12 protein-coding genes are annotated in these 12,589 nt (G+C 71.4%); 6 read left to right on the top strand and 6 right to left on the bottom strand.

Annotated elements, in window-relative coordinates:
* Window positions 1–2: 2 nt before the first annotated feature.
* Genes AB0M54_RS14740 through larB form a run of 3 tightly spaced genes read right to left on the bottom strand, consistent with a single transcriptional unit; the run spans window position 3 to window position 2,744 of the window.
* Window positions 3–818, bottom strand: coding sequence for a hypothetical protein (locus tag AB0M54_RS14740; RefSeq protein ID WP_364334270.1), 816 nt, complete (start codon window positions 816–818; stop codon window positions 3–5).
* Entirely contained in the window at window positions 811–2,070 is a 1,260-nt protein-coding gene (larC, locus tag AB0M54_RS14735; protein WP_364471416.1) for a nickel pincer cofactor biosynthesis protein LarC, read from the bottom strand. The genes AB0M54_RS14740 and larC overlap by 8 nt, the downstream gene beginning before the upstream one ends.
* Entirely contained in the window at window positions 2,067–2,744 is a 678-nt protein-coding gene (gene larB, locus AB0M54_RS14730; RefSeq protein ID WP_364334276.1) for a nickel pincer cofactor biosynthesis protein LarB, read from the bottom strand. The genes larC and larB overlap by 4 nt, the downstream gene beginning before the upstream one ends.
* 52 nt (window positions 2,745–2,796) lie before the next feature.
* Here larB and larE point away from each other — a divergent pair, with 52 nt between their 5' ends.
* From larE to AB0M54_RS14705, 5 genes are all read left to right on the top strand, one after another.
* Entirely contained in the window at window positions 2,797–3,636 is an 840-nt protein-coding gene (larE, locus tag AB0M54_RS14725; protein WP_364334279.1) for an ATP-dependent sacrificial sulfur transferase LarE, read from the top strand.
* A 109-nt stretch (window positions 3,637–3,745) separates the two neighbouring features.
* A complete protein-coding gene (locus tag AB0M54_RS14720) occupies window positions 3,746–6,022 on the top strand; it encodes an HAD-IB family hydrolase (RefSeq protein ID WP_364471413.1) in 2,277 nt (758 codons plus the stop codon).
* Window positions 6,019–7,212, top strand: a complete 1,194-nt coding sequence (locus AB0M54_RS14715) for a zinc-binding dehydrogenase (RefSeq protein ID WP_364333900.1) — start codon at window positions 6,019–6,021, stop codon at window positions 7,210–7,212. The genes AB0M54_RS14720 and AB0M54_RS14715 overlap by 4 nt, the downstream gene beginning before the upstream one ends.
* 97 nt (window positions 7,213–7,309) lie before the next feature.
* Window positions 7,310–8,887, top strand: coding sequence for a lactate racemase domain-containing protein (locus tag AB0M54_RS14710; protein WP_364471410.1), 1,578 nt, complete (start codon window positions 7,310–7,312; stop codon window positions 8,885–8,887).
* On the top strand, window positions 8,884–9,849 hold the full coding sequence (locus tag AB0M54_RS14705; protein WP_364333906.1) for a lysophospholipid acyltransferase family protein: 966 nt from the start codon (window positions 8,884–8,886) through the stop codon (window positions 9,847–9,849). The genes AB0M54_RS14710 and AB0M54_RS14705 overlap by 4 nt, the downstream gene beginning before the upstream one ends.
* Here the strand turns inward: AB0M54_RS14705 and AB0M54_RS14700 are convergent.
* Genes AB0M54_RS14700 through AB0M54_RS14690 form a run of 3 tightly spaced genes read right to left on the bottom strand, consistent with a single transcriptional unit; the run spans window position 9,833 to window position 10,986 of the window.
* On the bottom strand, window positions 9,833–10,102 hold the full coding sequence (locus AB0M54_RS14700) for a YciI family protein (RefSeq protein WP_364333909.1): 270 nt from the start codon (window positions 10,100–10,102) through the stop codon (window positions 9,833–9,835). The two genes, AB0M54_RS14705 and AB0M54_RS14700, sit on opposite strands and share 17 nt — an antisense overlap.
* Window positions 10,103–10,111: 9 nt before the next feature.
* Window positions 10,112–10,504: a DUF4440 domain-containing protein gene (locus AB0M54_RS14695; protein WP_364471407.1), complete on the bottom strand. Its 393-nt coding sequence runs from the start codon at window positions 10,502–10,504 to the stop codon at window positions 10,112–10,114.
* The gene (locus AB0M54_RS14690) at window positions 10,504–10,986 is read right to left on the bottom strand and encodes an Lrp/AsnC family transcriptional regulator (RefSeq protein ID WP_364471404.1); all 483 of its coding nucleotides are present in this window, start codon (window positions 10,984–10,986) and stop codon (window positions 10,504–10,506) included. The genes AB0M54_RS14695 and AB0M54_RS14690 overlap by 1 nt, the downstream gene beginning before the upstream one ends.
* Window positions 10,987–11,065: 79 nt before the next feature.
* On the opposite strand from AB0M54_RS14690, the gene AB0M54_RS14685 reads away from it, so the two are divergent.
* Complete coding sequence (locus AB0M54_RS14685; RefSeq protein ID WP_364333918.1) at window positions 11,066–12,250, top strand: amino acid permease; 1,185 nt, start codon at window positions 11,066–11,068, stop codon at window positions 12,248–12,250.
* Window positions 12,251–12,589: the final 339 nt, after the last annotated feature.

The following is a 12,589-nucleotide window of genomic DNA, read 5'->3' as shown; positions in this document are numbered from 1 at the left end:
AACTATCGTTTCCGAAGTCTTGCGGCAATTTTCGCGCCGATCCGTTCGGTCAGTCCGGCGATCGCCGCGACCTTCCGGCCGATCGCCTCGGCCCGGGCCCGGCCGGCCGCCGCCCCGAAGACGGCCTCGTGGAACCGGTGCCGGTCGGCGAAGGCCCGCCGCAGCGAGCCGATCGGCCAGACCGTGCGCTGCAACTCGCCCCGGGCCAGCCGCTGCGCGCGTTCCGACGTGGTGAGCCGCAGGTGGGCCTCGGCGGCGAAGAACTCCTCGTGCCGGCGCTTGATCGAGGCGATGCGGTCGATCACCTTGCGCAGGGCGCCGTTGCCGGCTCGTTCGGCCAGGGTCTGGTACGCCGCGCCGAGCACCCACTCGTCGATCAGCCCGGCCGCCATGTGGGCCCCGACGATCGCGTCCCGCTGACCGATGGCGAGCATGGTCCGCCACAGCGGGCCCCGCCACGCCCGCCGTTCACCCCACCGCTTGCGGGCCTCGCCCTCGGCCGCCGCCCGGGCCCGCGGGTCGCCGTGCGCCTCGAGCACCGCGTCGAGCGCGTCGGCGATCCAGGACCGTTCGTAGGCCCAGGTCACCAGGAACGCGGTCACCCGGGCGTCCTTGTGGGTGGCGGTCATCAGCACGTCACGCAGGTGTTCCATGGTGGCGCCCTCGACCCGGCCGAGGAACCGCACCAGGTCACGGTCGTCGGGGGCGAGCGGCTCCGCCTCGAACGGCGCCAGGTCCAGCTCGTCCCGGAACCGGCCCTGCGCGGTCCTGGTGAACGCGCGGACGTCGAACTGCGTTCGCTCCTGCACCTCAGTCACTGCCGGTCGCCTCCCTCCGGGCCTGGTCGAGCACCTCCGCGACGGGCCGGCCGGTCGCCGTCGCGGTGGTCAGTGCATCGTCGTACTCCGGCTGCACGGTGACCAGGTCGGGGCCCAGCCAGCCTCGCTTGACCCCGATCGGATGCCCCCCGACTGTGACCTTGACCTCGTCGCGGCGCAGGTGCAACCGGCGTACACCGTGGATTCGGAGTCCTAGCGTCGTCGTATGGGTGAAGATCAGGCGGCAGGCCAGGTCGACCCGGGACGCCTCGGCCAGCACGGTCAGCACCTGGCCGGGCCGGCCCTTGCGCATCAGCACCGGCGTACACCAGGCGTCGGCCGCGCCCACCGAACGCAACCGTTCCAGCAGATCAGGCCAGATCCGGGGGTCGAGGTCATCGATGGTGGCCTCGATCTGACACAGCTCTGTCGCCGACCAGTCGCTCGCGGTGGCCCCGGCCGGAGAACTCGCGGTGGCTCCGGCCTGGGAACTGGCGGCAGCTCCGGTTTGCGAAGGAGCGCCGAGCAGGACCCGGAGCACGTTCGGGTGCGTGTCCGGGTCGCGGGTGCCGGCGCCGATGCCGACCGCCCGGGTGGTCATGGCCGGCGGCGGGCCCCAGGCGGTGGCCAGCGCGACCAGCAGCGCGGCGCCGGTCGGGGTGCACAGCTCCATGGTCGCCGGATGGGCGGCCATCGGGGCCTCGGCGGCGGTCAGGATCTCGAGCACGGCCGGGGCGGGCAGCGGCATCCGGCCGTGGGCGGCGCGGGCCGTCCCGGAGCCGGCCGCGATCGGCCCGACCACCCGTCGGGCGCCCGGCGCGAGCAGGCCGAGGTCATGCAGCGCGAGGGAGCAGCCGACCACGTCGGCGATCGCGTCGAGCGCGCCCACCTCGTGGAAGTGCACCTGGTCGATCGCGATGCCGTGGACCCGGGCCTCGGCCTCGGCCAACCGGGTGAAGGCGGCCGCCGCGAGGTCGTGGACGGGGGCCGGCAGCCCGGCCGCGCCGATGATCGCGAGCAGGTCGGGCAGGCCACGGTGAGTGACCGTCTCGGGAGCATCGACGTCGGCTTTGGTGGCGCGGAAGCCGTGCCGGCGTACCTCGGTGGCCTGAAGCCCGATCGGCTCCACCCGCAGCGCGCGGAGGCCGGCCGTGACCACTGAAGCGCTCGCGCCCGCGTCGAGCAGCGCGCCGAGCAGCATGTCGCCGGCCGCGCCGTTCGACGGGTCGACCCAGAGGACGGAGGAGCTCATGTTCCGATCCGGCGGGCGATGCGGGCCGCGGCGACGCCCGCGCCGAAGCCGTTGTCCACGTTCACGGTGACGATGCCGGGGGCGCAGCTGTTGATCATGGCCAGCCAGGCGGTCACGCCGTCCAGGTTCCAGCCGTAGCCGACGCTGGTCGGCACCGCGATCAGCGTGGTGCCGGTCAGGCCGCCGAGCACCGAGGGCAGCGCCGCCTCCATGCCGGCCACCGCGACGACCACGTCGGCCGCGTCGATCCGGTCGCGCTCGGCCAGCAGCCGGTGCAGCCCGGCGACGCCGACGTCGACCACCATGTCGGGCGTGGAGCCGAAGACCCGTACGGTCGCGGCGCACTCGGACATCACGGGCAGATCGCCCGTGCCGGCGCCGACCACCGCGACCACCCCGGTCGGCGTGGGCAGCGGGCCCAGCGTCGCCGTGCGGGCCACCTCGTCGATCTCGGCCTCGGGCAGCTCGGCCCGGCACCGCTCGATCGCCTCGGCCGACAGCCGGGTGGCGAGCACCGCCCGGCCGGGGTGCGCGCGATGGAGCCCGGCCAGCGCGCCGGCGATCTGCTCGGGCGTCTTGCCGGTCCCGAACACCACCTCCGGGTCACCGGTCCGGGCCGCCCGATCGACATCGAGCCGGGCGTAACCGAGATCATCAACGCGTGACCGGGACACCCCCTGGTGGTTAGCTTGAGCCATCGCTCCCCGTCTCGATAGGAGTTGCACCGTGGTCGTCACGCCCGCCCTGGGCAAGATGCTCGACGACATCGCCGGGTACGGCCGCACGCTGGTTGCTTTCTCCGGCGGCGTCGACTCTAGTGTCGTGGTCGCCGCCGCCGCCCGTGCTCTCGGCGGCGAGCGGGTGATCGCCGTCACCGCCGTGTCACCGGCTGTGCCCGCGGCCGAGGTCGCCTTCGCCGATGAGTTCTGTGCGGGGCTCGGTGTCGAGCACCGCATGGTCGAGACCGACGAGATGGCGGTGGCCGGTTACCGGGAGAACGGTCCGACCCGCTGCTACTTCTGCAAGAGCACGCTCCTCGACGCGGCGGCCGCGCTGGCCCGGGAGGAACATTTCGACAGCGTCGCGGTCGGCACCAACGCCTCCGACCTGGCGGCCGGTTTCCGTCCCGGCATCCGGGCGGCGGCCGAGCGCGGTGCGCGTACTCCGCTGGCGGACGCTGGTCTGGACAAGGCCGCGGTGCGGGAGATCGCCCGGTCCTGGTCTCTCAACACGTGGGACAAGCCTGCCGCTGCATGCCTGTCCAGCCGGATCGCCTACGGTTTGTCCATCACTCCCGCCCGGCTGAACCGGGTCGAGCGGGCCGAACGCGAGTTGCGCCGCGTCCTTACCCCGCACGGGGTACGAGACCTGCGCGTGCGTGATCTTGGCGATAGCGTGCGGGTCGAGGTTGATGCGAGGCTGGTCGGCCAGGCGCGAGGTGACGAGGAGGTACGGCGGACCGTCGAGCAGGCGGGCTTCGACGGCACACCAATGGCGGTGGAGCCGTTCCGCTCCGGATCGATGAACGAGATGCTGGCCGACCCCGAGCGATGGCGCGACGCCTGACTCGTGAAGTCTGTCGATCTCGTCGCGCGATGTGAGCTCAGGCATCGGGTAACGTAATCGTCATTGCCGATGATCAACGTCTAAGCAGGCCTTTTCGGTAAGGTGGACATTGGGGAAGATCGATCAGGCCGAGGGGCATGAGCAGGCCGGACACCTGCTCCTGACGGGGGCGACAGGCTTCCTCGGCCAGGCGGTGCTGGAGCGCGTCCTGGCCAGCTATCCACGGCTGCGCGTCACGCTCCTGGTGCGCGGCCGCACAGGCACGACCGCGCAGGAACGCGTCGACCGGCTGCTCCGCCAGCCGGTCTTCAAGTCCTGGCGTGACCGGGTCGGCGCTGAGGCGGCGGCCGCTGAGGTCGCGGCCAGGGTCAGCGTGCTCGACGCCGACCTCGGCAACAAGGACCTGACCCTGCCCGACGACCTGACCGCGCTGGTGCACGGCGCGTCCACGGTCTCCTTCGACCCGCCCGTCGACGAGGCGTTCCGCACCAACGTGCAGGGCGTCCGCGACCTGTACGAAGCGGTGCTGCGCTCCGGCGGAAATCCGCATGTCGTGCACGTCTCGACCGCGTACGTCAATGGCGTGCACCACGGCCCGGTTCCCGAGCTGTCGCTGAAACACGACGTCGACTGGAAGGCCGAGCTGGCCGCGGCCGAGGCGGCCCGGGCGTTCAGCGAGGCCGACTCGCGCCGCCCGGCCGTGCTGCGTGGCCTGTTCGCCGAGGCCAAGAAGGTGCACGGCAAGTCCGGCCCGCGCTCGACGGCGGTCGCGGCCGAGGCCCGTCGCCACGAGTGGGTCGAGAAGCAGCTGGTCGAACATGGCCGGCTGCGGGCCAAGGTGGCCGGCTGGCACGACGTCTACACGTTCACCAAGGCGCTGGGCGAGCGGGTGGCCGAGACCCTGCTGACCGGCAAGCGGCCGCTGACCGTGGTCCGGCCGGCGATCGTGGAGAGCGCGCTGCGCTACCCGTACCCGGGCTGGATCCAGGGTTTCAAGATGGCCGAGCCGCTGATCCTGGCCTATGGCCGCGGCCAGCTCTCGGAGTTCCCCGGCCGCCCGGACGGCATCCTCGACGTGATCCCGGTCGACATGGTGGTCAGCGCGGTGCTCGCCGCGGCGATGCGTCCGTCCGAGCCCGATGATCCCCACTACCTGCACGTGAGCTCGGGCGACCGCAACCCGCTCACGTTCCGCGAGATGTACGAGCACCTGCACCGGTACTTCACCGAGAACCCGATGACCGACGGCTCCTACGGTCACGTGATCCCGCCGACCTGGGAGTTCCCCGGTTTCTCCCGGGCCGACCGGATGCTGCGGACCGGCGAGAAGCTGCTCGACCTGGCCCAGGACGCCCTGCTCCGGGCCGGGCACAGCAGCCGCGCCCGGCGCTGGCAGGACGACCTGACCACCACCCGGGAAGAGACCGACGCGCTGCGCCGGCTCGCCGACCTGTACGGCGACTACGTGCAGAACGAGGCCGTCTACCGCACCGACAAGCTGCTGGCCCTGCACCACAGCCTGACGCCCGAGGAGGCCGCGCCGGGTGGCTTCGACCCGGCCGACATCGACTGGGGCGTCTACCTGCGGGAGATCCACTTCCCGGCGGTCACCGGCAGCCGTCGCGGCCCGGACCGGCGCCGGTCCCGCAGCCGCGGCCCGAAGGACGTCAACCCGACCGGTGACAACCGCACGGTCGCCGTCTTCGACCTCGAGGGCACGATCGTCAGTTCCAACCTGATCGAGACGTACCTGATGGCGAAGCTCAACGAGCTGCCGCGGGGCGAGTGGGCCGGCGAGCTGGTCGACCTGCTCCGCAAGATGCCGCGCTACCTGAGCGCCGAGCGCAACGACCGGGGCGAGTTCATCCGCACCTTCATGCGCCGCTGGGAGGGCTTCGAGGAGGCCGAGCTGCGCAAGGTGGTCGCCGACAAGGTGGGCGACGCGCTGCTGCGCCGGGCCCACCCCCAGGCGATCCGGCGGATCCGTCAGCACCGCCGGGCCGGGCACCGCACGGTGCTCATCACCGGCACGCTGGACGTGCTGGTCGAGCCGATCTCGCCGCTCTTCGACGAGACGGTGACCTGCCGGCTGCATGTCCGCGACGGCATCTGCACCGGCTTCCTCGACCGGCCACCGCTGGTCGGCGAGGCGCGGGCGGCCTGGCTGGTGCAGTACGCCGAGACCGCCGATCTGGACCTGGCGTCGTCGTACGCGTACGGGGACAGTTATTCCGACCGGCCGCTGCTGGAAGCGGTCGGCAACCCGGTCGCGGTCAACCCCGATCCGCGCCTCTACCGGCACGCCACCCGCAAGCGCTGGGCGGTCGCCGACTGGACGGCACACACGATGAGCGCGGTCGACTCGATGGTGGAGACGGTCTGGTGAAGCAACAAGCGCTGGAATACCACCGCTCGCCGGGCCGCTACTTCGCGGGGCGGATGGCCACCGGCACCCGGCTGGGCGGCCGGCTGTCGGGCACGGTGGCGGCCAAGGTGGCGCCGCTCAAGCACGTGCAGCGGCCCGACCCGGTGCTGCCCGGCGCCGGCTGGACGCGGGTGCGCCCGCTGCTGTCCGGCATCTGCGGCTCCGACCTCGGGCTGCTGACCGGCCGCAACTCGCCGTACCTCTCGCCCCTGATCTCGACGCCCTTCGTCCCGGGCCACGAGGTCGTCGGCGAGACCCTGGACGACCTGGACGGCCTGCCCAAGGGCACCCGGGTGGTGCTCGACCCGGTGCTCGGCTGCGTGCCGCGCGGGCTCGAGCCCTGCCCGAACTGCGCGATGGGCCAGCACAGCCGCTGTGACAACATCACCACCGGCAAGCTGACCCCCGGCATCCAGACCGGGTTCTGCGAGGACACCGGTGGCGGCTGGAGCCGGCAACTGGTGGCCCACCGCACCCAGCTGCACGCCGTGCCGGACGGGCTCAGCGACGAGATCGCCGTGCTGGTCGAACCGCTGGCCTGCGCGATCCACGCGGTCAAGCGGGCCGACGTGCCGTCCGACTCGACCGTGCTGGTCATCGGCGCGGGCACGGTCGGCCTGCTCACCGTGCTGGCGCTGCGCGCGTTCACCAAGGCCGGGCCGATCATGGTGATCGCCCGGCACCCGCGGCAGCGTGACCGGGCCCGTGAGCTGGGCGCCACCGAGGTGATCGGCTCCGACCGGGCGCTGCGGGCGCTGCGCCGCAAGACCGGCGGCTTCGTCCTGAAGCCCGAGCTGGGCGAAGAGTTCCTGCTCGGCGGGGCCGACGTCGCGTTCGACTGCACCTCCGGCTCCGGCCTGACCACGGCGACCCGCGCGGTCAAGGCCGGCGGCACGGTCGTGATGGCCGGGATGCCGAACGAGAACGCCGACCTCACCCCGGTCTGGCTCCGCGAGCTGAGCATCGTCGGCGGGTACGCGTCCGGGGGAGAAGACTTCCCGGACGCGATCGGCCTGGCGCAGGACGCGCCGCTGGCCGGCTACGTCGACGCGGTTTACTCACTACGTCGCTGGACCGAAGCGGTTCAGCATGCAACATCAGCCGGACGGCTGGGTTCCACGAAGGTCGTCTTCAACCCGAGACTGGACTAGGACCTGTCTCAAATTCATTCCCTGTAATAACGCCCCGAACGCGAATTTGAGACAGGTCCTGAGCGACCATGACCATGGAAATGGAAGAGGGAGACCGATGAGCCGGCCCGGGTTCGTGCTCGAGGTGGACGAGCGGACGCCCGCACTGCTGATGCACGAGGGCGAGGGTTTCCGCCTCGAGAAGCTGCCCCTGGGCAGCCGTGTGATCTATCCGCCGGAGTCGCTGCCCGGCATCCGCGACGTGGACGAGGCGATCCGGCAGGCGCTGGCCGCGCCGATCGGCCGCCCGCCGCTGGAGGAGCTGCTGTACGCCGGCATGCGCCTCACGATCGTGTTCGACGATCTCTCCATCCCGCTGCCGCCGATGCAGACACCGGACGTCCGGCAGCGGATCATCGAGCAGGTGCTCGAGCTGGCCGCCGGCAAGGGCGTGGACGACGTCGAGCTGATCGCCGGCAACGCCCTGCATCGGCGGATGACCCCGGCCGAGCTCAAGCGCACCGTCGGCGACCGGGTCTACCGTTCGTTCTTCCCGGACCACCTGAAGAACCACGACGCCGAAGACCGCGAGAACCTGCTCGAGATCGGGCACACCCGGCACGGCGAGGTGGTCGAGATCAACCGCCGGGCGGCGGAGAGCGACCTCATCGTGTACGTGAACGTGAACCTCACGGCGATGAGTGGCGGCCCCAAGTCGGTGTCCGTGGGGCTGGCCTCGTACCGCAGCCTCAAGCACCACCACAACGTGCACACGCTGCGTAACTCGAAGTCGTTCAACGACCCGCCGAACAGCGCGATGCACCACTCGTACAACCGCATGGCCGAACTGCTCGCGTCGAACGTCAACATCTTCCAGATCGAGACGACGGTCAACAACAACCTGTTCCCGAAGCAGCTCGACTTCCTGAACAAGCGGGAATGGGAGTGGAACCTCAAGGACCAGGCCTCGTTCCTGGCCGTCAAGCGGGCCAACGACCTGGTGCCGCCGGCCAAGCGCCGGCAGATCTGGCACAAGACCGCGGCGCCGTACGGCATCACCGGGGTGCACGCCGGCGACCCGGCCGAGGTGCACCCGATCACCATGAAGAACGTGCTGCGTCAGCAGCTCACCGAGGTGAACGGGCCGTCCGACATCGGCATCTGGGGCCTGCCCTACATCTGCCCGTACAACGTCAACTCGATCATGAACCCGATCCTGGTGATGAGCCTGAGCCTCGGGTACTTCTTCAACCTCTACCGCAACCAGCCGATCGTCCGGCCGGGCGGGGTGGCGATCATCTACCACCCGGTGCAGAACGAGTTCCACTCGGTGCACCACCCGAGCTACATCGACTTCTTCGAAGAGGTGCTGGCCGAGACCACCGACCCGGTGGCGATCGAGACGAAGTTCGAGGAGCAGTTCGCCACCGACCCGTGGTACATCCACCTGTACCGGAACAGCTACGCCTACCACGGCGTGCACCCGCTCTACATGTGGTACTGGGGCGCACACGCCCTGGAGCACCTGGGTGACGTGATCTTCGTCGGCGGCGACCGGAAGACCACCGCGCGGATGGGCTTCCGCTCGGCGTCCACCCTCAACGACGCGCTGGAGATGGCCCGCGAGCGGGTCGGCAGCAGCCCGACGATCACCTATCAACACACCCCGCCGCTCTCCATGGCGGACGTGCGATGAAGCGGCGGTGGTTCGGCGGGCTGCGCAGCGACTGGCAGCTGCTGCGCCAGTCGAGGGACATTCAAGGACGCGCGCGTACGCCGCGGACCGCGCAGCCCCACGAGATCGTGACCCGGCCCAGCCCGTTCGGCACCAACTGGGCGCGAACCCCCGTGGTGCAGGCGGCCCGGCAGGTGATCCAGACCGGGCTGCTCAAGCCGGTCACCTGGAACACGGTCAAGCCGGATGTCGAGGGGCTGGACCACCTGGACAATCTGGACGGCCCGGTGGTGTTCGTGGCCAACCACAGCAGCCACCTGGACGCCCCGCTGATCATCGGCTCGGTGCCCACCCGGCTGCGCCGCCGGTTGGCCGTCGGCGCGGCGGCCGACTACTTCTTCGACAAGAAGTGGGCCGCCGTCATCACGGCCGTGGTGTTCAACGCGTTCCCGATCGAACGCCGCGGCTCCGACCGCCGCCGCAGCCTGGCGCCACAGCTGCTGGCCGACGGCTGGAGCCTGCTGCTCTTCCCGGAGGGCACCCGCAGCGAGGACGGCTGGATGACGCCGCCCCGCCTCGGCCCGGCCCACCTGTGCGTCCAGCGCCGGGTGCCGATGGTCCCGGTGGTGCTCCGCGGCACGTTCGCGGCCATGCCCCGCGACGTCAACTGGCGGCCCGGTCAACACCGCGTGGTGGTCCGGTACGGCAAGCCGATCCACCCCGAGCCCAACGAGGGCGCCCGCGCGCTGCACGCCCGGATGATGAGCGCGCTCGCCCGGCTCTGGGCCGAGGACGAGCTCGGCTGGTACGGCTCGCTGCGCGCCCAGGCCAAGGGTGAACTGTCCCTGCCGACCGGCCCGCTCGAGATCGCCTCCACCGACTCGGCCCCGGCCGAGGGCCCGCGGGCGGTCGTCCCGAACGGCTCCTGGCGCCGGGTCTGGGAGGCCAGTCGCCCGATGCCGCCGACTAGAAAGAAGAGATGACCGTGGTCCACTCCCGCAGCGACGCGACGGTCACACCCGACGCACGGTAGTAGGGGTCGGCGGCGACCACCGCGTCGGCCGCCGCCCGGTCCGGCACATCCAGCACGATGTACGCCCCGGTCTCGTCGGCGAACGGCCCGGCCGCCTTCACCACGCCCTGCTCATGCAGCCTGGCCAGCACCTCTCGATGGGCCGGCCGCGCGGCCAGCCGTTGCTCGTCGCCCGGTGTGAAACTCAGCTCGATGACCCACATCCGTCCAGACTAGAGCGGTTCGCGTTCGTCGTCCCAGGCGGCCGCGCTGATGCGCCAACCGGCGCCGGTGCGGACCAGTTGGAGGGACTTCATGCCCCGGCCACCGGTCTTGCCGTAGGCGCAGAAGTGGTGGGCGATGTCGCCGTAGAGGTCGGTGTGGCCGTCCTCGGCCCACTCGCGGAAATCGGTGAGCGTGCCGTCGGTCAGCATGCGCTCGCGCGGCGCGATGAAGGACTCCACGCCGTAGATCGTGGGCTCGCCGCCGCAGGTCCGGATGATGATTGCCGCCGGCAGGAACAGGTACCGCAAGGCGGTCATGCGCTCAGTTACGCCGTCCTCGGTCGAGAACGCCGCGAAAAAGACGCGGACGATCTCGGCGATCTCCTCATGGTCGGTGGTCATCAGCGCTCCCGAGGCAGGTGGTCGAGGGGCAGCGGGCCGCGGGTCTTGACCGTACGGATGGCGAAGGTGCTGCGGGCGTTCACCACCGACGGGACGGCCAGGATCTGCTCCAGCAGGATGCGTTCGTAGGCGGCCAGGGACGACGCCGCGACCTCGAGCAGAAGGTCGGCCGGGCCGGAGATGAGGTGGCAGGCGACCACCGACGGGATCGCCATCATCGCCGCCTCGATCGCCTGCGACGTCTGCTGCGAGTGGCCCTGCACCTGGAGCTCGACGAAGATCGTCAGATCCAGCCCGAGCCGGGCCCGGTCGAGTTCGGCCCGGTAGCCGGCGATCACCCCGTCCTGCTCCAGGGCGCGCAGCCGGCGCAGGCACGCCGACGGCGACAGCGACACCGCCTGCGCCAGGTCGATGTTGGCGATCCGGCCGTCGGCCTGCAGCCGGTCGAGGATGGCACGATCTGTCGTATCGAAGGCGATCATCGCAACATTATTGCGCGGTCATGCCTGAGGCCACGCACTTTGCCATCGTGTGCGGCGGCGATCTCGCGATGATTGCGTCATGTCGATCTCCGCCACCAGGGGCGTCGCGCTGTACGTCGGCGCCCTGCTCGGCCCCGGCCTGCTCGTGCTGCCCGGCCTGGCCGCCGCCACCGCCGGCCCCGCGTCGATCCTCGCCTGGGCCGGCCTGCTCGTCCTCTCCGGCCTGGTCGCGGCCGTGTTCGCGATGCTCGGCCCGTCGCCCGGGGGAGTGGCCGGTTACGTGCGGCGCGGTCTCGGCGACCGGGCCGGCCGGGCGGTCGGCTGGTGCTTCCTGGCCGGCATCATCAGCGGCGCGCCCGTGGTGTGCCAGATGGGCGCGGCCTACCTCGGGCTGGGGCCCGCCGGGACGGCACTGGCCGGAGGGCTTCTGCTGCTCGTCGTCCTGGCCCTGACGTCCCGCGGGGTGCACACGTCAACGTCGGTGCAACTCGTGCTGGTCGGCGTACTCATCGTGGTGGTCCTGATCGCGATCGTCGGCGCCGCCCCTTCCATGTCGGCGACGAACTGGACCCCGTTCGCCCCGCACGGCTGGCCCGCGATCGGCGACGCGGCGGTCGTGCTGATGCTCTCCTTCGTCGGCTGGGAGGCGATCGCCCCGCTCACCGACCGCTTCGCCGATCCGCGCCGCCGGCTCCCGCGGGTCATCGCCATCGCCTTCGCGATCACCGCGGTCGTCTACCTGGCGCTGGCCGCCGTGACCATCGGCACGGCCGCGACCACCGACGTTCCCTTCGCCACCCTGCTCGCCTTCCCGCTGGGCGCGGCCGGCCCCGCCGTGGCCGCCGCCGGCGCCGTGGTCCTCACCATCGGCACCGCCAACGCCTACCTGTCCGGCGGCGTGGCGATGGCCGGCGCACGCTGGTTCTTCATCGTGGTGGTCGCGGTCGCGGCGGTCGAGCTCACCTTCTCGGGTCTCGGCCATCTCCCGGTCACCGGCGCCGTCACCGTCGCGACGACCTTCTTCCTGGCCGTCTACCTCGGCTGCATGGCCGCCGCGGTCCGCCTCCTCCGCGGCGTCCGGCGTTGGATCGCGGCAACCGCCGGCGTCGCGGTGGTGGTCGTGCTGTCGTTCGCCGGGTACGCCCTCCTGCCGGCCCTCGCGGTTGTCGCCGCCGCGCTGATCACCCGTTCGGGGAGGTTGCCGGCCCAGGTTTCACCACGTCGGTCATCGCCCCAACTCCCGCGCAGAGTCCCGCGAGGCTGATGCCGGGGCATGGCGAGACGGCTGGATCCGGGGGATCTGCACCGGCCGTCGTCGTGGGCTCGGCACGGGATGGCTCGACCGAGGATGGACGCACGGCGGCGGTCGGTGCCGGCCGGCCGTCACGAACCGGCCTGGCGTCCGTGACCACGCATGACCGGTGCGAGCCGGCCCTCGCGCGAACGGTGAGCGACACCTGGGAGTCGCCGTCCGGGCGCACCCGAGCTCGGGTTCGCGTCCCCCACGAAGCCGACACGGTCAAGCTCCCGGCGCCGGTGAACGTCCAGCTGCAGGACGAGTTGTCGCCCGCGACCACGGTGAGATCCAGAGCGGTCGCGGTGC

The sequence above is a fragment of the Actinoplanes sp. NPDC051470 genome, assembly GCF_040682035.1.
GTDB lineage: Bacteria > Actinomycetota > Actinomycetes > Mycobacteriales > Micromonosporaceae > Actinoplanes.
The sequence above is the reverse complement of the archived record's forward strand: the minus strand, read 5'-3'. Positions and strand labels throughout refer to the sequence as shown.